Consider the following 21892-nt stretch of genomic DNA (forward strand, 5'->3'; position numbering starts at 1 on the left):
AGCGATAAAATGTTAGAAACGCAACTTTGGAGCCTCAATGAGCGCTATTATCAAGACCCCTGAAGAAATAGAGAAAATGCGTGTAGCTGGGCGTTTAGCAGCAGACGTACTTGAAATGATCGGCCCACATGTCGTGCCGGGGATCACCACTGATGAGCTAAATACACTTTGTCATGATTATATTGTTAACGAGCAAAAAGCAATCCCTGCTCCATTAAACTATCATGGTTTTCCAAAATCAATTTGCACCTCTGTTAACCATGTAATTTGTCATGGCATTCCTAACGACAAACCGTTAAAAGAAGGTGACAGCGTAAATATCGACATCACTGTTATCAAAGATGGCTACCACGGCGATACATCTAAAATGTTTCACGTAGGAAAACCAAACATTCAAGGTAAGCGTTTAGCTGAAGTAACACAAGAAAGCTTATATCTTGCCATTAAAATGGTAAAGCCGGGTGTACGTTTGGGTGATATTGGCGAAGCAATTCAAAAATACGCAGAGAGCTTCAACTACTCAATAGTACGTGAATATTGCGGCCATGGTATTGGTAGCGAATTTCACGAAGAACCACAGGTCATGCATTACGGTAAAGCCGGTACGGGTGAAACATTAAAAGCGGGTATGTGTTTAACTATTGAGCCAATGGTTAATGCGGGTAAGCGCCAATGTAAACTGCTTAAAGATGAGTGGACAGTTGTAACACGCGACCGCAGTTTGTCTGCACAGTGGGAACACACGTTATTAGTGACTGAAAATGGTGTTGAAATTTTAACGCTACGATCAGATGATACTATCGACAGGATTATCGAACACTAATAAACCTACGCAGTTGATAGTACGTTTATCAATGTGGAAGGTTCAATGAGGAGCCAGCCCAGGTGGCATTACCCAACAAAGTAAAAAAGTTGCTTAGCGATGCTGAGCAACTAAGTGACTATCGCGATTGTTCCAGCTATTTTTACAAATGGTTGCATAACGAATTTTCAAAACAACCAGTTGGTAATTTAATTAATGCCCGGGCTGAGTTTATCGACCGCCTATTGATCAAATTATTTCATGTTTATGATCTATCTCATGAGCCTGATTTAGCGCTGATTGCCGTAGGCGGTTACGGACGTGGTGAACTTCACCCTTATTCAGATATCGACTTCTTACTGCTTGTAACAGAGCAACCAAGTGAAGCGGTATGTGAAAAAATAGGTCAATTTGTCACTATGCTGTGGGACCTTAATTTAGAAATTGGCCACAGTGTTCGTACAATTGATCAAGCAATAGAGCAAAAACGCGAAGACGTCACCTTTGCCACCAGTTTGCTCGAAAGCCGCCTAATTTTTGGTAACCATATTGAGTTTGAAAAGCTTAAAAACTTTATACTCGAAACGCCAGTATGGGGCTCTAACGACTTTTTTGAAGCCAAGGTACAAGAGCAAAATCTACGTCACCGTAAATGTCACGGAACAGCGTACAACTTAGAGCCAAACATAAAAGAAAACCCGGGTGGCCTTCGCGATTTACAAACTATTATTTGGGTAGCCAAAAAGCATTTTAGAGCCGAAACCCTCCAAGAGCTCATAAACCATGGCTACTTAACCCATGAAGAGTTTCAAGAGCTTTCAGAATGTTTAGAAAACCTATGGAACATTCGTTTTGCTCTGCACTTAGCCGCAGGACGATCAGAAAACCGTTTACTATTTGATCACCAACCCCTTGCTGCAGAAATACTAGGCTTTGGTAGCGATGGTAAAGCGTCGGTTGAACGTATGATGAAGCGCTTATTTCGTATAATGAGCCGTGTACGCGAACTCAATCAAATGCTGCTTTCGTATTTTGAGCAAAGTATTTCGCCACTAAGCAGCGAAGCCGTTGTTGAAGTACTCGACAGAAATTTTGAGCGTGTTGGCCATCAAATTCGTGTTAAAGACCCATCTGTATTTTTTAGGCGCGATCAACTTTTTGTTCTGTTTGAGCACATTGCTGAAAATCCAGAAATTACCCATATTTACCCAAGCACCATTCGAACTATTCGCCAAGTGCGCCGTCGTTTATTGGGTGACCTGCAAGATTACGCAGCCTGTCGTGAAGCCTTTTTACGTCTGGTAAAACACCCTAACGGTATGGGCCGTGCATTTACCCTCATGCACAAACACGGCATGCTTGCAGCTTACTTACCGCAATGGCGTAATATATTTGGACAAATGCAGTTTGACTTATTTCATGCCTACACGGTAGATGAGCACACCCACAAATTAATTAATAATATTTACCAATATTTTGATAAAACGGGCGTGAGTGAGTTTCCAATTTGCAGTGAAATAGTTACCCGTATGGATAAACCTGAGCTTTTATATTTAGCCGGTATTTTTCATGATATTGCAAAAGGCCGTGGAGGCGATCATTCAGAGCTTGGCTCTGTTGATGCCATTGCATTTGCTAAATTACATGGCTTCCCATCATCCGATGGCAAGCTTATAGCATGGCTTGTTGGTAATCACTTACTTATGTCTGTAACTGCACAGCGTAAAGATATAAACGACCCGGGTGTAATTAAAGACTTTGCAACACGTGTAAAAACAGAGCGTCAACTCGACTACCTTTATTGTTTAACCGTGGCAGATATTCGTGCCACCAACGACAACCTATGGAACGATTGGAAAAATACCCTACTACGCGAACTTTATTTGCACACACAACGTGCATTGCGTCTAGGCCTTGAAAACCCAATGGACCAACGCGACCAAATTCGTGATAAAAAGCACCAAGCAAAACAGCGCTTACTTAACTTAGGGTACCTTGAAGAAAAAATTGACCTAATTTGGAGCCGCTTTAAAGCAAACTACTTCACCGCATTTAGCGAGCAACAAATATCGTGGCAAACCGAGCATTTATTAAATAACACCGATTTAAGTCAACCGAGTGTGATTGTGTCGAATACGCCTATGCACGGTGGCACACAAGTGTTTGTTTATAGTCCCTACTCAGGTGCCCTATTCGCTCGTTTAGTAAATATTATTGGTACTAAAAAAGCACAAATCCAACATGCACAAGTACTCACCACTAAAGATGGTTATGTACTGTTTAGCTTTGTTATTCTTGAAGTCAGCGGCGCCCCTATCGCAAGCAGCCGTTCGCAATCGATTAAACGCGGCCTTGAGCAAGCACTTAATGACCCGCGTAAAAAAATTCGCTTTAAAAAGAGTCGCTCACAACGTTTTAAAGACTTTAATATCAAACCTAAAATTGTGCTGCGCCCACATGCCAGAAAAGATCGCAGCTTAATTGAAATACAAGCTGTTGATATACCGGGCCTACTAACCAAAATAGCCGAAGTTTTCCAAGCACATTTACTCCATATTCATGCAGCCCGCATAACAACGGTAGGTGAACGTGCAGAAGATTTCTTTGTCGTATCAAATAACGAATACCAAGCCCTGACTGATGAAGAACAAGCAAAAATTCATCAGGCATTACGTAAAAAATTCAACGCCGAAACAGAATAAGAGGACATACATGTCAGATTTAAAAACAATGATCGAAAACGCATGGGATAACCGCGACAGCATTAGCCCTAGCACTGTATCTAGCGATGTAAAACAAGCTATTATTGACGCGCTAGAACTACTTGATAGCGGTGCCGCCCGTGTTGCTGAAAAAATATCAGGCGAATGGGTTGTACACCAATGGCTTAAAAAAGCAGTGTTACTATCTTTTCGTATTCGCGACAACCAACCAATGAACGACGGCGTTAATCAGTTTTACGACAAAGTACCGCTTAAATTTAGCGACTACACGCCAGAGCAATTTCAACAAGGCGGCATGCGCGTAGTGCCTAACGCAGTAGCACGTAAAGGCAGCTTTGTAGGTAAGAACGTCGTACTTATGCCCTCGTACGTAAACATTGGCGCATACGTTGACGAAGGCACCATGGTTGATACATGGGCCACTGTTGGCTCATGTGCACAAATTGGTAAGAACGTACACTTATCGGGCGGCGTTGGCATAGGCGGCGTTTTAGAGCCACTACAAGCTAACCCAACCATCATTGAGGACAATTGTTTTATTGGCGCACGTTCTGAAATTGTTGAAGGTGTAGTAGTAGAAGAAGGCGCTGTTATTTCAATGGGCGTTTATATCAGCCAAAGCACTCGTATTTACGACCGTGAAACCGGCGAAATTCACTACGGCCGCGTACCTGCAGGCGCAGTAGTTGTACCAGGTGCACTACCATCAAAAGATGGCACACACAGCCTTTACGCTGCAATCATTGTGAAAAAAGTAGATCAACAAACACGCGAAAAAGTAGGCATCAACGCCCTACTTCGCTCGATTGATGATTAAATAGAAAACAATGGCATTAGTATAAATTATTGATGAAAAAATAAGGCTCTGAACCTTTTTAGATTTAGAGCCTTACATTCTTTTAAAGCGTTCGTTTATATACGTTAATTCCCAAAAGCTACATCTACCATTTTGAATAGTGATCTTCTGCTAAGCCCCACTGCCCGTTGAGTGTTATCACTTCATTAGGAAGCGTTATTTGACCGAAATAACGACCGATTTTTTGTGTGAAATTCGTGGCCACAATGAGTAAATTAGTTTTATCAAAACGTTGGCTTACAGGTTCAAAAGTAAGATTAATCAGGCCGTCGTTTGAGTGGAGTTCCCACTTGTCACAATCAATTTCGTTACCATAACGATTAAACTTAAAATCAACCATATCAATTTTGTATAGCTTTCCGTCAAGCCAAATAGCATTTTCAGTAAATCCTGTTTCAATTACACCTGCTGAAAGGTTTACTCCCAAGTAGCGCCCATCAGGTAATTTGCAGGCAAGGCTTGCCGAATTCCAAAATGTTTCACGACGCATATAGCCTGCACTCCAATCTACACAGGCCAATGCGTTCATATGGCTAAAATCGTAGCGGGTATTTTTTAATAGAAGCGTGCCAGAGCAATTTAGCGCGGCCGATTTTTGGGTGAAATGGAAACCAGTATAACCAGCTCGAGCACATACACTCAAAGGAAGGTAATTATCTGACTCGTTAATTATTGCATCAAGGATCAGCGTGGTACTTATTTTAACTGTTACCTTTCGTTCACCGGGTCTATCTGTGGTATTAACGTAAACGCTGTTATCACCCTTTTTAAAATAACTATTGCCAGAATTTGGCAGCGGCTCAATTAATGTGTTTTTAGAAAATAAATTTACAAAGCTGTGCTCGTCTAACTGTTCTGTTTTTAAATTGTAAACATAAACAAAACAGTTGCTGGCAATTTTTAAATCAACGATTGCAAGCCCAATAACTAATTCATCGCAAGTAATGCTTATAAACTGAAACTGGTTAAACTTAAATATTTTTGCAAGTTTACCGCATGGCTTATCCATTGCGTTTCTTAAATCAAAATCTAAGTAATTAATATGCTCAATCCCCTGTGGGAATAAACCAAAGTTAGCCTGACCATCAGGGTTAATCAGCTGCAGTTTTTTTGGCATGTAACTTATCCTTTCATTTACAGCCTATATTATTCTCGGGCATAAAATAATCAACCTAAGAAGATAATTACATGGTAAATATTCGTTTTGTTATCCATATGCTTTTCTCGTAACAATTTTGATAATAAAAGGCGGTAGTTTACCAACACAAATAAAAAAGCACTTATAAAAATAAGTGCTTTTAGGTTTGCTCAATTAATTTTTAATTACAGCGCGTTAAATACATCGTCTGTTTTAGCTGCACAAATAAAATCGTTTTTGTGCAAGCCTTTAATTGAATGGCTCCACCACGTTACAGTTACTTTGCCCCACTCGGTTAATAAACCAGGATGGTGGCCTTCGTCTTCTGCCATGTCGCCTACTTTGTTAGTAAACGCGATGGCTTGTTTAAAGTTTTTAAATTTATAAACACGCTCTAACTGCATAATGCCGTCGCGTACTTCTGGTACCCAGTCTGGTATTTTTGTAATAAGTTGTGCAAGCTCTTCGTCAGACACTTTTGGTGCATCTACGTGGCAAGCTTCGCATTTTTGTTCACTTAATGAAGACATTTTAAATCCTTACTTTAGCGTTTCTTTTAAATTAAAGTTAACTGGCTAATTTTTCTTTTGGTGGAAATTTTGGGTCATGCAAGCCAAGCTCTTTAGCTTGCTCAACCAAAGTCATAATATCCATTTGCGATATATCAAACAGATCATGAATCGAATTAATGGTGTAGTACTGCGGTTGCATAATATCAATGCGATAAGGCGTACGCAGTACATCGATTACGCTCATAGGCGTTATTTCTGGTGTATCTGAATACACATACTGCGTTTCACCCGGGCTTGATAAAATTCCGCCACCGTATATACGCAGGCCGTTTTCGGTTTGCATTAAACCAAACTCAACGGTAAACCAATACATGCGTGCAAGGTAAACACGATCTTTTTTCTGCGCTGCGTACCCTAATTGGCCATATTTGTGTGTGAATTCGGCAAAATCAGGGTTTGTTAGCATGGCGCAGTGGCCAAATATTTCATGAAAAATATCTGGCTCTTGAAGATAGTCAAACTCTTCGCGGCTACGAATAAACGTGGCTACCGGAAATTGTTTGTTTGCCAACAACCTAAAAAACTCATCAAAATCGATAAGTGCAGGCACAGGCGCTACTTGCCAACCGGTGGTGGTAAGAAGTACCTCGTTAAGCTCGCTTAGTTGCGGTATACGGTCGTGTGGAAGATTTATTTTTTTAAGTCCTTCCATATACTCATCGCAGGCCTTGCCCTCTATGCACGCAAGTTGGCGTGCTACAAGCTCAGACCAAATTTTATTTTCTTCATCACTCCAATGTATAACACCATTTTCGTCTGGTGTTTTGGATGTGTATTTACTTGCTTTAGCCATAAGTACCTTCTGGGTTGTGAGCCCTAAATCGGTGTCAGTGTGATACTCAAACCTATTGAATATCGAGTGACCCCATACTATGTAAAAGTGAAGAAAAGTTTAATAGACAAGCTAACATCTGTACTTGGCGCGATCACTTCATTCGTAAAGTTAAAATTACACACGTGACACATTAAAATTACAGCCATACATATAAAGGCTTTACACGAAGCTTTATGTGTAAACAAATGAATACAGCTAAAGGATTTGAGTAAACGCCTGGTCTAAATCACTAATAATGTCGTTAACATCTTCAAGCCCAACAGAGAGCCTGATCAACCCGTCACTGATACCAGCGGCGGCTCTCTCTTCTGGTGAATAAGGAGAATGGGTCATAGACGCAGGATGCTGAATCAGTGTTTCGGCATCGCCTAGGCTTACAGCAAGTGTACAAAGCTTCATGCTATCAATAAATTGCGCACCTTGTTGTAAAGTGCCTTTTATTTCAAACGCAATCACGCCACCTGCCGCTTTCATTTGATTACCAATAAATTTATTTCCTGGATGTGATTTAAGGCCGGGGTAATAAACAATATTAACTTGATGATGCGCCTCTAGGTATTCAGCCACTGTTTGTGCACTTTGACAGTGACGCTCCATGCGTATGGCTAAAGTTTTTAATCCGCGATTTATAAGCCATGCGTCGTGTGGGCTTATGGTTGCACCAATGTCTTTTAGTACGGTCATTTTTATTAAGGTAATATGTTCAAGCGATCCACACACAAGTCCTGCCACCACATCGCCATGGCCGTTTAAGTACTTGGTTGCACTGTGCATAATGATATCAATGCCATATTGTTTTGGTGATTGCAGCAATGGCGTTAAAAAGGTGTTGTCTACCACGCTAATTAAGTTGTGCTGTTTAGCAATAGCGCCAATAAGTGCTAAATCAATCACAGCCATTGTTGGGTTTATCGGTGTTTCTACAAATATCATTTTGGAATTAGGTTTAATGGCAGCCCGTAGCTCGTCCTCGTTGGTCATATCAACAAACGTAACTTCAATTCCCCAACGCGGTAACATGTGTGCAAAAAACGCGAACGTACAACCATATAATGCACTTGATGCTACAAGATGGTCGCCCTGTGATAAAAAGCTCAATACCGATGCCGATACAGCGCCCATGCCTGTAGCCGTTGCCGCAGCGGCTTCGCAGCCCTCGAGCTGTGCTATCTTTTGTTCAAGTTCGGTGGTCGTTGGGTTACCTAAACGGGTGTATATATAACCGGGTTCTTCACCTGCAAAACGAGCGGCACCTTGTGCTGCATTTTCAAAATGAAAGGTGGAGGTTTGATATAAAGGCGACGTAAGTGCGCCATGCGGGTCGTTTGCTTTTTGCGGGCCATGGATACATTGTGTATGAAGATGATGCTTGGTCATTATCTTTGTGCTCATTTTTATTATGTGTTGTTAATGACATAGATAAAAACGTACCACAGTTTAAATCACAAGCATGCCGGATGCTCAGATGGCTATTTGTGCAAAGTTTACCCGTTTACCTGTACACAAATATTTCCATCTTATTGTGCGGGCTCTGGTTTGCCTCGTTTTAAAATTTTACCTGCAATGCTCTGAACGGTTCCTTTCAACAGGCTGCGCTTGTGTTCTAGCTTAGGTAATGGGCGACTTAACTCCATCGCTTTATAGCCAATTCGCGCTGTAAAAATCCCTGCACTCACACCTTGTGCGGCTCGTCCAGATAGCTTACCAAGCAATTCTGCACTGAGCGCAGTGGCTGCTAAATCAGAGACAAGCTCTGCACTGCCTACAAACATAACTTGTTTTATGAGCATACGGTAAAGCTTAATGCGGCTTGCGTAACCAAAACCAATGCCATAAATTTTACCTATTTGCTCAATTAACTTAGTACCACGCCAAAGCACAGCCATCATATCCACCAGCGCAATGGGGCTCAGTGCAACTAATAAAGCTGATTCTGTTGCAAAACGGTTTATAAGTTTTTTTGCTTGTGTATCTTGCGTTATAAGCAAGCTATTTGCGTAAAGGGTCATTATTTCTTTATCACTGTGATGCTGTGCAACTTGCTTTTTGAAAGTGTCAAAATTATTGAGCTTTTGGTGCTTGTTTAGTTTTTCAAGCCACGGTAATGCGCCGCCTACTTGCTCGCTATTTAAAAGTCTGTCGGCTTCGTTGCGGTGTAACTGATTACGCTTAAGGCTGCGCAACATTCTATATTCGCGCCATAATATGCGCCCAATAAGAAGAACACCACTTACCACAGCGGTTAAATACACACCACCTAAAACAACCGACTGTTGAAATGCAAAGACTAATGAGTAAGCAAATTCAAGTAACACCAGTACTAAAAAGCTTGTGGCAAACACACCTTTAAGCGTTTGCCATTTTGACTTTTTATATACCGGCCCTAAGTCTATTTCATCTTCAAGAAGCTCATCATCAGGCTCTTCAATGTATTCACTTTGACCTTGAGCAACTATTTTTGCGGGTGCAAGCGTAGCTTCAATTTGTTCATCAGCTTGGGTATCAATTCGCCTACCTGCTTGAAAAGTTTGCTGTGTGTCGCTCATGATAATTTGTCTCCTAATAGATACTGCATCACATGATCAAGGCGAATATGTTTAAGTTGCTTGTCGGGGGTTGGCATAGGCGCAAACGACAAAAACTCAAACCCCTGCGCTGGCCACTCATTTTTATTAAGCATGCGGTTGGGTGGTTGTGGGGGTAAGTAGGTCAGCCAATCTTGCTCGTTAAGTGGTTTGCCGTAAATACATTCTAGCGTTTGGCCTTTATCGGTAACTTGGCGCGGCTGCGTTGCAGTAATTGACGACATAGCCATGGTTTCTATTTGTACGCCATCAAATTTTAAATAGTTAGTTTGCTCATGCACTAGCGAATCAAGTAGAAGTGCTAAGTCTTTGTGGTGCTTGGCACTTATGTGGTCTGACTTATTAGCCGCGAAGAGTATTTTATCTATGTTGGGTTTAAATAAACGCTTAAAAAAACCCGATTCGCCGTAACTAAAGTGAGCGAGTAATTGGTTGATTACGCTACTTTGCTCTTGGAGTGTTTCGTGGCCTTCATTTAAAGCACTTAATACATCAACTAACACAATTTGGCGGTCAAAATGTTTAAAGTGCTCGTTATAAAAAGGCTTAACCACTTCTTTTACATAGGCATTAAAACGCTTAATGAGATGCTCTAAATTAGACCCCGCAATAATATTATCGCTATTAACCTGCTTAAAATTAATGGGGAAAAACAATAATAGCGGCGCGCCTTTTAAATCGCCAGGCATAAGCATTCGCCCAGGTTGTAGCATAGCTAGTTTAGTGTCTTTTTTGAGACCCACCAGCATATGTTGATAAAGTTCAGCAATTTGCGCAAGTACGCTCTCATCTACAGGTGCGTTTAAATCAAGCTGATCAAGCGCATTTAAAAATTCACTAGAGGTGTTCACACGCGGGTGCTGTGATAACAGCGGGTACTGCTGATCGCACCACTGGCTATAGCTTTGCTCAAGCATAGGTAAATCAAGTAGCCATTCACCTGGGTAGTCAATAATATCTAAATACAGAGTGGATTGTGGTGAAAAGTGCCCACGTAACCCAGATGCACTTTGGTATTTTATTGCCAAACGCAAGGTGTTAATACGCTCAGTTGATGCAGGCCATGTAGGCATCCCATCACTTGGAAGTAAAGCATTGAGTGCTTGCGGATAGTCGAACGTTGGGACCTTTAACGCCTCTTGCGGTACAACTTTAGTGGCTATGTGGCGCTGCTCTCGCATTACATCAAAAAAAGGGAGGTTTTTATCGTTAGCCTGTGTAGTTAACTGCTTGACTAGAGCTGTAATAAAGGCGGTTTTACCGCTACCGCTTAACCCAGTTACAGCCAATTTTACATGCTGATCTAAACTACGGTGAAGGGCTTTTTGGGCATTGCCTTTAATACTTTTAAAGGCTTTTTTAGCAAATGAAGTACGACTCATAATGGGCTAGCACTTCATTGATGCTTAATCACCGAACAAAGTGCTATTAAATCCTTTAAAGTTTGTTGATTTCACGGCTTACCGTAAACTCGCTTGAGGTAACATGGCGTTCCATATCCTGAAGGCGTGTATCTACTCGCGCTAAACGCTCTTTTAAATCTTGTAGAGCACGACGCGGTGGCTCGCCCTTTTGCCATACTTTAAATTTTACCTCTAACGGATCGTCAGCTTTTGTTGAGCTGCTCGCATGTGCAGTCGTTGGCTCTTTTTTGTCTAATATAAACCACGCTGCAATATACGCTACCACAAACAATGGGCCACCTGCTAGCAGTACCGCACTAACAAATATAATGCGAACTAACCATAACTCCATATTAAAGTAGTCACTTAATCCCGCACATACTCCGGCTATTTTACCGCGTTGTGGGTCTCTTAATAATTCGCGTTTGGCATTCATACTTTGCGTCTCCATTGTGGTGACTCTTGGTCTAGCAATGCTTCAAGTGTTTCGACTCTATCAGCCATACGTTCAGCTTTGTGTGCTAGTTCTAATAACTGGCGATGTTCATGCTCACTTAACCCTTGGCTTACTTGTTTTTTGCTACGGTAGTGTAAAATTAACCACAGTGGCGCAACAAAAATCATAAACAAGATAAATGGTGCAACTAGTATCTCTGGATCAAACATAACCCTCTCCTGACAATCCGTTCAAATTTGTTAAGCAGTGGGGCACATTACATGCCCCTGCGTAAATTACTTATCAGCAAGCTTCTTTTTAAGTTCAGCTAGCTCATCATCAATTTTTTCATTTTTTTGTAAATCAGCAATTTCGTCTGCTAACGTTTGCTTACCTAAATCGTAAGACTCTATTTGAGATTCTAGTCCATCAATTTTAGTTTCGTAACGTTCAAAGCGATTAAGTGCATCTTCTACCTTCGAGCTATCAAGTGCTTTTTTCACTTCTAGGCGCGACTCAGCTGAACGCTGACGAAGAATTATTGCTTTTTGTCGTGATTTAGCATCAGCTAACTTTTCTTGTAACGTGGTCACTTCTTGCTGAAGCTTCTCAATATGAGACTCTACATGCTCAAGTTCACCTTCTACAGCTGTCACTGCATCTGCCGACTTTTGCTTTTCGAGTAGTGCTGAACGTGCTAAATCTTCGCGGTCTTTACTAAGTGCTAACTCAGCTTTTTCTTGCCAGTCATTTACTTGAACTTTAAGTGTATCTAGGCGACGAACAATTTCTTTTTTCTCTGCCAAAGTTTTAGCTGACGTAGAGCGAACCTCTACCAGTGTATCTTCCATTTCTTGGATAATCAGACGCACCATTTTTTCTGGGTCTTCTGCTTTATCTAAAATGGCATTGATATTAGAATTAACAATATCTGCAAAACGTGAAAAAATTCCCATAACATTTACCTCTGTAATTAAAACGTAGTTAGTCTGCTTTAATTAGTATCAATATGCTTGCCAACTTTTTAAAAAACTAAAAAATACTGTATTTTCATTAAGTTAAACTAAATATACAAATTACTTTAGTTATTCATAATAATGAAATACACTAACAGTTAGTAAAAATGACTAAGACTTAGGGAATATGAGCCAATATCGCCAACAAGACAATTTACTGGGCCAATCTGACAGCTTTTTATCTGTATTGGATCAAGTATCGCAGCTAGCTAATCTAGATAAGCCGGTGCTTATTATTGGCGAACGAGGCACAGGTAAAGAGCTTATAGCTGCCCGCCTGCATTTTTTGTCTAAACGTTGGGATCAAAACTACGTAAAACTAAATTGTGCTGCCTTGAACGAAAACCTGCTCGAAAGTGAATTGTTTGGTCATGAAAGCGGCGCATTTACAGGGGCCAGTAAACGTCACGAAGGCCGTTTTGAACGTGCTAACAGCGGTACACTATTTTTGGATGAATTAGCAAATACATCAGCCATGGTACAAGAAAAACTCCTACGCGTTATAGAATATGGTGAGTTTGAAAGAGTAGGCGGTAAGCAAACTGTAAAAGTCGATACTCGCCTAGTATGCGCCACCAATGAAGACTTACCATACCTTGCTGAACAAGGTGAGTTTAGAAGTGATTTACTTGATAGATTAGCATTTGATGTAATAACGCTTCCCCCACTGCGTGAACGTCAAGACGATATTATGCTGCTCGCAGAGCAATTTGCGATGAACATGGCACGCGATTTAGAGTGGGAGCTATTTAGCGGGTTCACTCGAAGCGCTACAGAAACGCTTTTATCGTATAACTGGCCTGGTAATATTCGTGAGCTTAAAAATGTGGTTGAACGTAGCTTATATCGCCACGGAAGTGAACATATTCCCGTTCACCAGATTATTTTGGACCCATTCGAAAGTCCATTTAGACCTAAAGCGCGTATTAAAGCCCCAATAGCCCCTCAACATATTAGTGCTGAGCCTGTTCCTGTTGCAGCGCCTACAAATGTTTCTGAGCAAAAAGTAGAGACTGATATTCAATTTCCTTGTAGCTTAAAAGAACGCTCAAATGAATTTGAAATAAATATGATTAACAAAGCGCTTGAGCATAGCCAATTTAATCAAAAGAAAACTGCAGAAGTCCTTGGTTTAACGTATCATCAATTACGTGGGTATCTAAAAAAATACAATTTGTTGGATCAACAATAGTTAGAGGTTATGCGTGTGCATAAATTTTTACTTGCTTTACTAGCAGGCACTTTAGTTGGCTGCTTAGATAGTGAAGAACGCGTTATTGAAGAAAAAAACCAAGGCTTGGTCTATTGCGCCGAGGCAAACCCTGTGTCGTTTAACCCACAAGTGACAACCACAGGCTCAACTATTGATATTATTGCCAATCAGCTCTATGACCGCTTAATAAGTATTGATCCGGTTACTGCTGAGTTTCAAAGCGAACTCGCAACAGATTGGAAAGTAAGTAAAGATGGTAAATCGGTCACCTTTACTCTTCGAAAAGACGTGCCATTTCATACCACCGCATACTTTACACCTAGCCGCACTTTTAATGCCGATGACGTGATTTTTACCTTTAGTCGCTTATTTGATGTGTACAACCCTTATCATTTTGTGGGTGATGCCAGTTACCCTTATTTTCAAAGTGTAGGCGTTGATCAGCTCATTCGTAAGATTGTTCGCGTATCTGACCACCAAGTTAGATTTGAGTTGTTTAATGCTGAAAGTAGTTTTTTAGCTAACATGGCCACTGACTTTGCGGTTGTTTTATCGGCCGAGTATGCAATGAAACGCAAAGCGGCAGAGCAAGAAGAATTATTTGATCAATACCCTGTGGGCACTGGTCCTTATATTTATCGTGAATATCGACGAGATAATTTAGTCCGCTTTTACCGTAACCCCGATTATTGGAAACACGACGTTGCCCTTGAACAACTTGTTTACGATATTACCCCTAATGGCACAGCACGCATTGCAAAGCTGTTAACTAAGGAGTGCGATTTAGCTGCGCACCCAAGTAGCGCACAATTAAGTATTTTAGCCCAGCGCGACGATATAAATATTGAAAAAGAAACCAACCTCAATGTTGGCTACTGGGCCTTTAATACAGAGCGCCCCCCCTTTGATGATATTCGCGTACGCAAGGCGCTTGCACATGCCATTGATACAGATAAAATAATGCAAGCGGTATATTACGGTAACGGAACACGTGCAGAGTCGATGTTACCACCAACCTCCTGGGCTTTTAACGCTCAAACAAGTATGCCATCATTTGACCCTGACCTTGCTAAAAAACTACTCGCTGAAGCCGGCTTTCCTAATGGGTTTGATATGAATATTTGGGCCATGCCAGTGAGTCGTATTTATAACCCCAATGCACGTAAAATGGCTGAATTAATGCAAAGTGACTTACGCAAAGTGGGTGTTAACGTAAGTATTGTAGAATACGAGTGGAATACGTTTATTCAGCGAATTGGTGAACATAGACACGATAGCGTACTCCTCGGCTGGGCAGCAGATACGCCAGACCCCGATAACTTCTTTAGCCCGTTATTGAGCTGCTCAGCAACATTTAGTGGCAAAAACCCGGCCAATTGGTGCAACCCTAAATTTGATCTATTACTGGCGCAAGCACTCGATACGACAGACTTAAATATGCGAAAAAAATACTACGCAGATGTGCAGTCGCTTATCATGGCTGAATTGCCCTTGTTGCCCATTGCTCATGGGTTACGCTTTCAAGCAAGCAGTGCCGATGTAGACGGCATAGAACTTGGCCCATTTGGGGCTATTTCGTTAGCCAATGCGAGGAAAAAATAATGATTCTCGATTATATTTTACGCCGCCTTGGTTTATTACTTTTTATGCTGCTCATGCTCAGTATTTTTACGTTTTCGTTGGCGTACTTATTCCCTGGTGATCCATTAAGTAACTTAAGTGGTGTTCCGAGTAATAATTTTTCTCAAAATACGCAACTAGAAGATAAATACTTTTACAACAGTAATTATTTTATGCAATACCTCGCCTTCTTAGGCCGAGTTTTTCAGGGGGATTGGGGATTATCGTTTGCCTCTGGCGACAATGTTTTTTCACATATTCTTGATTTATTACCAGCGACATTAGAGCTTAGTGTGTATGCACTTATTGTCTCTATATTTGTTGGCGTGCCTGCAGGTATTTTAGGCTCAGCCTATTACAATCGCTGGCCAGATAAGCTTATTAATTCAACCACCATTGTGGGCTATTCTATGCCTGTATTCTGGTTAGCTTTATTACTAATTATGATTTTTTCGCTCAAATTGGGATGGTTTCCTATGTCGGGTAGAATGGGGCTTCTTTATGAAATTCCAGCGGCCAGCGGGTTTATGCTCATTGATATCATGCTAGCCGGCTTTCCGTATAAAGGAATGGCATTTGTAGATGCATTACACCACTTAACTTTGCCCACAATTGTGCTTGCCACATACCCAACCACAGTGCTTGTAAGATTTACCCGCGAATCAATGTTGAAAATAATGGATCAAAATTTTATTAAAACAGCACGCGCGAAGGGGTTAAACCGACGTCAATTAATCATGCATCATGCACTGCGCAATGCGCTTTTACCGGTAATTAAAAAAATTGGTTTGCAATTCAGTACACTGATAACGCTTGCTATGATCACCGAAGTTATTTTTTCGTGGCCTGGTATTGGCCGCTGGTTGATAGACAGTATTTACCAGCGCGACTTTCCTGCAATTCAGGGAGGCCTAATGGCTGTATCTTTATTTGTTATTTTAGCCACTATAACAACCGAACTTCTTTATAGTTTATTCGACCCACTCTCACGGAACCAAGCCCATGGCAAAGTTTAAGGTATTTTCTGAAGAGTCGAATAAATCGCCACTGGCGCGATTTTGGCGAAAATTTAAAAACAATCACCCTGCTCTTGTTGGTTTATGGGTGTTTTTGGCATTTGCCTTACTCGCTGCCAGCGCACCATTTTTAGCGCCTTATGGGGTAAACCAGCAGCACAGTGATGCGCTACTTATTCCACCCTCGTGGCGAGAAATGGGCGATGTGCGTTTTATTTTAGGCACTGATGATTTAGGACGTGATGTGTTGTCGCGTTTAATGAACGGCGCAACCTATACATTTGGTTTATCGGTCGTCGCTGCATTATTGACTACCATAATTGGTGTATTAGTCGGCACATTTGCTGGTATTAGTAGAGGTATGCGTTCAAGCTTTTTAAACCATTTACTTGATATCACCCTTTCAATACCGTCTTTATTATTGGCTATTATCATTATTGCAGTATTAGGCCCGGGCTTGATGAATACAGTATGGGCAATTATTTTAGCCTTACTACCGCAGTTTATTCACTCTATTAGAAACTTAATAGTAGAAGAGTTAAGCAAAGATTACATTACGGCGTTTAAACTCGACGGCGCTTCAAATTGGCATATTATATCGCGCGGTATTTTTCCTAATATTTATGAACACATAGTGGTTATTTTTACTATGGCACTGTCTACGGCCATACTAGATATTTCTGCGTTGGGTTTTTTAAAGTTAGGCGCACAACCCCCAACCACTGAATGGGGTGCCATATTGGCAGAAAACCTTGGCCTAATTTATTTAGCACCTTGGACGGTTGCCTTACCAGGCGTATTATTATTTTTAGCGGTATTATCGACCAATTTAGTAGGCGATGGACTTAGACAAGTGCTAAAAGAGCGCAAGGCCGATTAAATGCAATTATTAGATGTTAGAAATTTAACCATTGAACTGCGCACTTCAGAAACAGTTATAAGGGCAGTTGATAGGGTCAGCTTTAGCTTAAAAGAAGGTGAAGTGCATGCGCTTGTAGGTGAGTCAGGCTCAGGTAAAAGCCTAATAGCAAAAGCAATTGTAGGTGTATTGAACGAACGCTGGAATATAACCGCTGATAGAATTCACTGGCGTGGTGTTGACCTAATGCGCCTAACTCCGGAGCAACGCAGACAAACGGTTAGCAAAGATATTGCAATGATCTATCAAGATCCTAGCCGTTGCCTTGACCCTACAGCGAAGATTTTTAATCAAATTGCTGAAACCTTACCTGAAGTCGCTCGCAAGGGGTTCTTTTTAAAACGAAATCGCGAGCGAAAAGACCGCGTTAAAGCACTTATCCATAAAGTTGGTATTAAAAACCATGAAGCGGTACTGGATAGCTACCCTCATGAGCTCTCAGAAGGTGTGTGCCAAAAGGTAATGATTGCAATGGCAATCGCCCGAACACCTAAGCTATTAATTGCTGATGAGCCGACTACAGCACTTGAGAGTACTACCCGTGCGCAAGTGTTTAGGTTATTAAAAAGCCTTAATCAACTCAAGAATATGTCTATTTTAATGATTTCACACGAGCTTGAAGAGATTGCTGATTGGTCTCATGGGATTCATGTTTTATATTGCGGGCAAATGGTTGAAGCAGGTCCAACACATAAAATATTTAAGCAACCTCGCCATCCATACACCCAAGCACTTTTGAAAAGCTTGCCAGATTACGAGCAAGGCTTAGCTCATAAAGAACCGTTTTATGCCCTTAAAGGTACTATTCCTACATTACAACATTTACCAATTGGTTGCCGACTTGGGCCACGTTGCCCACAAGCACAAAAAGAATGTGTAGTTACACCAGCTCTCACTAAAAACAGTGGGCACAGCTATGCTTGTCACTTTCCGCTTATAAAGGAGGTGAAGTAATGCAGCCTACTCTCAAAGTACAAGCGCTATCGAAAACATTTGATGTGCGAGCGGGTTTGTTTAAACGCAAAAAGTTTGAAGTGCTAAAAAACATTTCATTTTGTATTGGTAAAGGTGAAACCATTGCCGTAATTGGTGAAACAGGCTCGGGGAAAAGTACATTAGCTAAGTTACTTGCCGGTGCCGATAGTGCAAACGCTGGGCAAATATTACTTGAAGGCAATGTAATAGAAGATAACGGTATTCGTGATAACCAATGTCGTCACATTAGAATGATTTTTCAAGACTCAGGGGCGTCGTTAAACCCAGGTTTAACTATTGGCGACATGCTTGATGATTGCTTGCAATACAATACGGACTTTGATGAAGAAGAACGCTCAGAAAAAATAAATACAACACTCTCTAAAGTTGGATTGCTAGTCGATCACCAACATTACTATCCACATATGTTCAGTGTTGGCCAATTACAACGTGTGGCTTTTGCCAGGGCGCTTATTTTAGATCCTAAGGTGATGGTACTCGATGAAGCCGTATCGTCTTTAGACCCTTCTATACGTGCCCAAATAGTAAATTTATTACTCAAGTTACAACGTGAAACGGGTCTAACTTATGTCATGATCACCCATCACCTTAGTTTAGTACGCCATATTAGTGATCAAGTCATTGTGCTAGATAAAGGCGAGGTGGTTGAGTATGGTTTAACAGAAAATGTATTTAATAACCCTCAGTCAAAAATAACGCAGCGTCTATTAAGCTGTTAATGCAATTTTTTGTTATGTAAGTGCATTTTAGAAGGTCTTGTTATTAACTTTTACTTTTTAACAAGGCCACTCCATGATCAAACACACACTACTTAGTATTACTCCCCTACTGATTTTATCAGCGTCTGCTATTGCCGAGCCCCCTAACAAAGTTAAAAACTGGGTTGGCGGAATCGATCATTTAGGTTTAACTGTTTCAGATTTAAATTCATCTAAAGTTTTTTTTACTGATGTGCTTGGTTTTAAAGTGCTGGGAAATGATCCGACTTATCCTGCGTACTTTTTATCTAATAAAAAAACAACCATTACATTGTGGCGAATTAAGAATAATGAAAAACGTGTAGAGTTTAACCGAGCAGAAAATGTGGGTCTACACCATTTAGCACTCAGTGTTGAGAGTATTGAAAAGTTAAGCAAGCTGCATAAGCACTTAAAAATGCAAAATAATATTACTATAGAATTTGCACCAGAGAATTTAGGTAAAGGCCCTGCGCAGCACATGATGATAAGAGAGCCTAGCGGTAACCGTATTGAATTTATTGCGAGGCCTATCTAGCGCCCTAAAATGATTGGTATTATTACGCAGTGGTATAAACACACTCGAATTTAAAACAATAAAAAAGGCGCTCATAAGCGCCTTTTTTAATAACCAAAATTAACTTATTCAGCAGCTTGTTCAACTACTGGTAAATTAAGTTCAGCTTTAGCTTTAAGCGACTCTATGAAAACCATATAGTTTTTGTTCGCTTGAGCCATTGTAATGCTTTGTTTAGCTTGTGGGTCAATATCAGCCGTTACTGTAGCATCTGTCACTGAGTTAAGTGCAACAATCGCTGCATCACCGTTATTTAAGTCAACAACATCTACCACTGCAGTATCTGCTGGGTGAGCCATTTTAAATGCCTGAGTAACAATCGCTGGCGAGACAGCAAAACTTTGACGATTTAGTTGTGACTCTTGACGAAGCGTTAAGCCTTGCTCAGTTGCAATATCATTCAAACTTTTACCTGCTTGAATTTCAGCAAACAAACTACGTGCTTTATCTTTGGCAAGCTCAGATGTCTTGTCATTTACCAAGCGTGTTTTAATCTGTTCACTTACATCACTTAATGGTTTAGTTGACGCTGGCTGATGCTCGTTAATACGCACAATAACAATGTGCTCATCGCCCAACTCAATAACCTCAGAGTTAACTTTGTCTTCAAGTAAGTCAACAGATGTGAGTGCAGTAATGACAGCCGGTGTATTTAACGGCTCAGGTAAAGCGTTCAACGCTAAAAGAGGTGTTGACTGAACTTCTAGTTCAGCAACTTCTGCAGCATCATCTAAACGATCTGAAATTTCAAACGCAATTGCACCCATTTCGGTTTGCTTATCGTAAAATGCATCAATTTTTGCAGCACGCTCTAATTCAGCACGTAAGTCCGCTTTTACATCATCAAATGGTTTAACTTGTTGTGGCTGAATATCAGTCAGTTTAATGATGTGATAACCGAACTCTGACGCAACCACTTCTGAAAAATCACCTTTCGCTTCAAGTGAAAATGCTGCATCTTCAAATGCAGGATCCATTACATCACGTTCAATCCAATCAAGGTCACCGCCCATCTCTGCGCTAACGATATCATCAGATGAAGACTCTGCGAGTTCAGCAAAGTCTGCACCTTGTTGAAGCTCAGCATAAAGCACATCGACTTTGGCTTTAGCTGCATCATCGTCTTCACTGTTATCTATTAATATGTGTGACACACGGCGTTTTTCAGGCTCAACATATTGCGCCTTATTTTGCTCATAAGACGCTTTCACATCTTCTTCAGTCACTGAACCAACAACAATATTTTCAGCTTTCAACTCGACATAGTTCACCGAGATAAGTTCTGGTGATAAAAACTGCGATGCATTTAGGTCATAGTAATCTGAAACTTCTTGCTCTGATACTTCAACATTATCTGCAAGCGACTCTTTATTAATTATTAAGTAGTCAATGCTGCGAGTTTGTTGTTGAAGAGCAATAGCACTTTTAAGCTCGCTTTCAAGCGCAAAGTCTGTGCCTGCAACTGCTGATACTAACTGACTGCGTGTCATGTCTTCGCGAAGGTATTCACGAAAAGTATCTGGTTGGAAGTTCATTTGACGAATTACTTGTAAATAACGATCGTTATTAAATTTATCGCCAAGCTGAAAATAAGGTAATTCTAAAATTGTTTTACGAACTGTATCATCGCTTACGCGAAGGCCTAATTCTGCCGCTAGCTGTGATTGCAATTCTTGTTGTACTAAGCGGTCAATTACACCTTGGCGAATTTGTGCCATATAATTTGGATCTGCAGCAATTTGTGTAAAGTACTCACCAAATTGTTGCTCTAAACGATTACGTTCGTTTTGGTACGCGCGGTTAAATTCCGTTTGGCTAATTTTAACTCCGTTTACTTCAGCAACAGGTTGTTCCGTGGTTTGACCTAGGTAACTACCGATCCCTGCTAAAGCAAAAGATAAAATCACCGCGCCTAAAATTATTTTGGCTACAGGTCCTTGCGAACCTTCTCTGATTTTCTCAAGCATTTGTTTATCTCTTTTTGATCAAGGCTCAATACCTTGTCACATGTAAAAAAAGCGTATCTTACCAGATACGCTTTTTCACTTGAAGTAACTAGCGGTAAAGTTATTCAACTCAACTGTTAGGCTGATTAAGTAACTTTACTTTCGCCATAACTAATCTGTTTAAACTATTGATTAGTTTACTGCGTCTTTAAGCGCTTTACCGGCTTTGAAAGCTGGAATGTTTGCAGCAGCAATTTGAATAGTTTCACCAGTTTGTGGGTTACGGCCAGCTCGTGCAGCACGTTCACGTACTGAGAAAGTACCAAAACCAACAAGTGCAACTGAGTCGCCATCTTTAAGCGCGCCAGATACAGATTCGATGAATGAATCAAGTGCACGACCTGCAGCCGCTTTAGAAATGTCAGCATCAGCTGCGATTTGATCGATTAATTGAGATTTATTCACAATATCATCCTCTTTCATTGTTATTATCAAGAGCGAT

Annotated in this window: 21 protein-coding genes; 10 read left to right on the plus strand and 11 right to left on the minus strand. The window is 40.8% G+C overall.

The window, feature by feature from the left end; translation table 11 throughout:
* The first annotated feature begins 37 nt into the window (after window positions 1–37).
* From map to dapD, 3 genes are all read left to right on the plus strand, one after another.
* Window positions 38–823, plus strand: a complete 786-nt coding sequence (gene map, locus ACFI34_RS09755) for a type I methionyl aminopeptidase (RefSeq protein ID WP_462673341.1) — start codon at window positions 38–40, stop codon at window positions 821–823.
* 62 nt (window positions 824–885) lie between these two features.
* Complete coding sequence (gene glnD / locus ACFI34_RS09760; RefSeq protein ID WP_462673342.1) at window positions 886–3504, plus strand: [protein-PII] uridylyltransferase; 2619 nt, start codon at window positions 886–888, stop codon at window positions 3502–3504.
* A 10-nt stretch (window positions 3505–3514) separates the two neighbouring features.
* Complete coding sequence (dapD, locus tag ACFI34_RS09765) at window positions 3515–4342, plus strand: 2,3,4,5-tetrahydropyridine-2,6-dicarboxylate N-succinyltransferase (RefSeq protein WP_010557180.1); 828 nt, start codon at window positions 3515–3517, stop codon at window positions 4340–4342.
* Window positions 4343–4466: 124 nt separating this feature from the next.
* Here the strand turns inward: dapD and ACFI34_RS09770 are convergent, their stop codons facing one another.
* From ACFI34_RS09770 to pspA, 9 genes are all read right to left on the minus strand, one after another.
* Window positions 4467–5498 (minus strand): DUF2804 domain-containing protein, encoded by a 1032-nt coding sequence (locus ACFI34_RS09770; protein ID WP_462673343.1) that lies wholly within the window; start codon window positions 5496–5498, stop codon window positions 4467–4469.
* A 206-nt stretch (window positions 5499–5704) separates the two neighbouring features.
* Window positions 5705–6049 carry a 4a-hydroxytetrahydrobiopterin dehydratase gene (locus ACFI34_RS09775; protein ID WP_006793641.1) on the minus strand — a complete coding sequence of 115 codons (345 nt, stop codon included), beginning with the start codon at window positions 6047–6049 and terminating at the stop codon, window positions 5705–5707.
* Between the two features lie 37 nt (window positions 6050–6086).
* Entirely contained in the window at window positions 6087–6884 is a 798-nt protein-coding gene (gene phhA, locus ACFI34_RS09780) for a phenylalanine 4-monooxygenase (RefSeq protein WP_462673344.1), read from the minus strand.
* A 237-nt stretch (window positions 6885–7121) separates the two neighbouring features.
* Window positions 7122–8303: a methionine gamma-lyase gene (gene megL, locus ACFI34_RS09785; protein ID WP_462673345.1), complete on the minus strand. Its 1182-nt coding sequence runs from the start codon at window positions 8301–8303 to the stop codon at window positions 7122–7124.
* A gap of 140 nt (window positions 8304–8443) precedes the next feature.
* Window positions 8444–9472, minus strand: a complete 1029-nt coding sequence (locus ACFI34_RS09790; protein WP_462673346.1) for a TIGR01620 family protein — start codon at window positions 9470–9472, stop codon at window positions 8444–8446.
* On the minus strand, window positions 9469–10893 hold the full coding sequence (locus ACFI34_RS09795) for a YcjX family GTP-binding protein (protein WP_462673347.1): 1425 nt from the start codon (window positions 10891–10893) through the stop codon (window positions 9469–9471). Before ACFI34_RS09795 ends, ACFI34_RS09790 begins: the two co-directional genes overlap by 4 nt.
* 55 nt (window positions 10894–10948) lie before the next feature.
* Entirely contained in the window at window positions 10949–11350 is a 402-nt protein-coding gene (gene pspC / locus ACFI34_RS09800; RefSeq protein ID WP_006793646.1) for an envelope stress response membrane protein PspC, read from the minus strand.
* Window positions 11347–11580: an envelope stress response membrane protein PspB gene (gene pspB, locus ACFI34_RS09805; protein ID WP_006793647.1), complete on the minus strand. Its 234-nt coding sequence runs from the start codon at window positions 11578–11580 to the stop codon at window positions 11347–11349. Before pspB ends, pspC begins: the two co-directional genes overlap by 4 nt.
* Window positions 11581–11646: 66 nt before the next feature.
* Complete coding sequence (gene pspA / locus ACFI34_RS09810) at window positions 11647–12306, minus strand: phage shock protein PspA (RefSeq protein ID WP_462673348.1); 660 nt, start codon at window positions 12304–12306, stop codon at window positions 11647–11649.
* A 187-nt stretch (window positions 12307–12493) separates the two neighbouring features.
* Here pspA and pspF point away from each other — a divergent pair, with 187 nt between their 5' ends.
* From pspF to ACFI34_RS09845, 7 genes are all read left to right on the plus strand, one after another.
* Window positions 12494–13558 (plus strand): phage shock protein operon transcriptional activator, encoded by a 1065-nt coding sequence (gene pspF, locus ACFI34_RS09815; protein ID WP_462673349.1) that lies wholly within the window; start codon window positions 12494–12496, stop codon window positions 13556–13558.
* Window positions 13559–13573: 15 nt separating this feature from the next.
* Complete coding sequence (locus tag ACFI34_RS09820) at window positions 13574–15181, plus strand: ABC transporter substrate-binding protein (RefSeq protein ID WP_462673350.1); 1608 nt, start codon at window positions 13574–13576, stop codon at window positions 15179–15181.
* Window positions 15181–16215: an ABC transporter permease gene (locus tag ACFI34_RS09825; protein WP_006793651.1), complete on the plus strand. Its 1035-nt coding sequence runs from the start codon at window positions 15181–15183 to the stop codon at window positions 16213–16215. The genes ACFI34_RS09820 and ACFI34_RS09825 overlap by 1 nt, the downstream gene beginning before the upstream one ends.
* Complete coding sequence (locus tag ACFI34_RS09830; RefSeq protein ID WP_006793652.1) at window positions 16202–17095, plus strand: ABC transporter permease subunit; 894 nt, start codon at window positions 16202–16204, stop codon at window positions 17093–17095. Before ACFI34_RS09825 ends, ACFI34_RS09830 begins: the two co-directional genes overlap by 14 nt.
* The gene (locus ACFI34_RS09835) at window positions 17096–18088 is read left to right on the plus strand and encodes a peptide ABC transporter ATP-binding protein (protein WP_462673351.1); all 993 of its coding nucleotides are present in this window, start codon (window positions 17096–17098) and stop codon (window positions 18086–18088) included.
* On the plus strand, window positions 18088–18849 hold the full coding sequence (locus ACFI34_RS09840) for an ATP-binding cassette domain-containing protein (RefSeq protein WP_276754617.1): 762 nt from the start codon (window positions 18088–18090) through the stop codon (window positions 18847–18849). Before ACFI34_RS09835 ends, ACFI34_RS09840 begins: the two co-directional genes overlap by 1 nt.
* A 73-nt stretch (window positions 18850–18922) precedes the next feature.
* Window positions 18923–19405: a VOC family protein gene (locus tag ACFI34_RS09845; protein ID WP_462673352.1), complete on the plus strand. Its 483-nt coding sequence runs from the start codon at window positions 18923–18925 to the stop codon at window positions 19403–19405.
* A 104-nt stretch (window positions 19406–19509) separates the two neighbouring features.
* Here ACFI34_RS09845 and ACFI34_RS09850 read toward each other — a convergent pair whose 3' ends face one another.
* Entirely contained in the window at window positions 19510–21411 is a 1902-nt protein-coding gene (locus tag ACFI34_RS09850; RefSeq protein WP_462673353.1) for a SurA N-terminal domain-containing protein, read from the minus strand.
* Between the two features lie 171 nt (window positions 21412–21582).
* On the minus strand, window positions 21583–21873 hold the full coding sequence (locus ACFI34_RS09855) for an HU family DNA-binding protein (RefSeq protein WP_157849304.1): 291 nt from the start codon (window positions 21871–21873) through the stop codon (window positions 21583–21585).
* Window positions 21874–21892 lie beyond the last annotated feature (19 nt).

This window comes from Pseudoalteromonas sp. PSi26 (assembly GCF_054960575.1).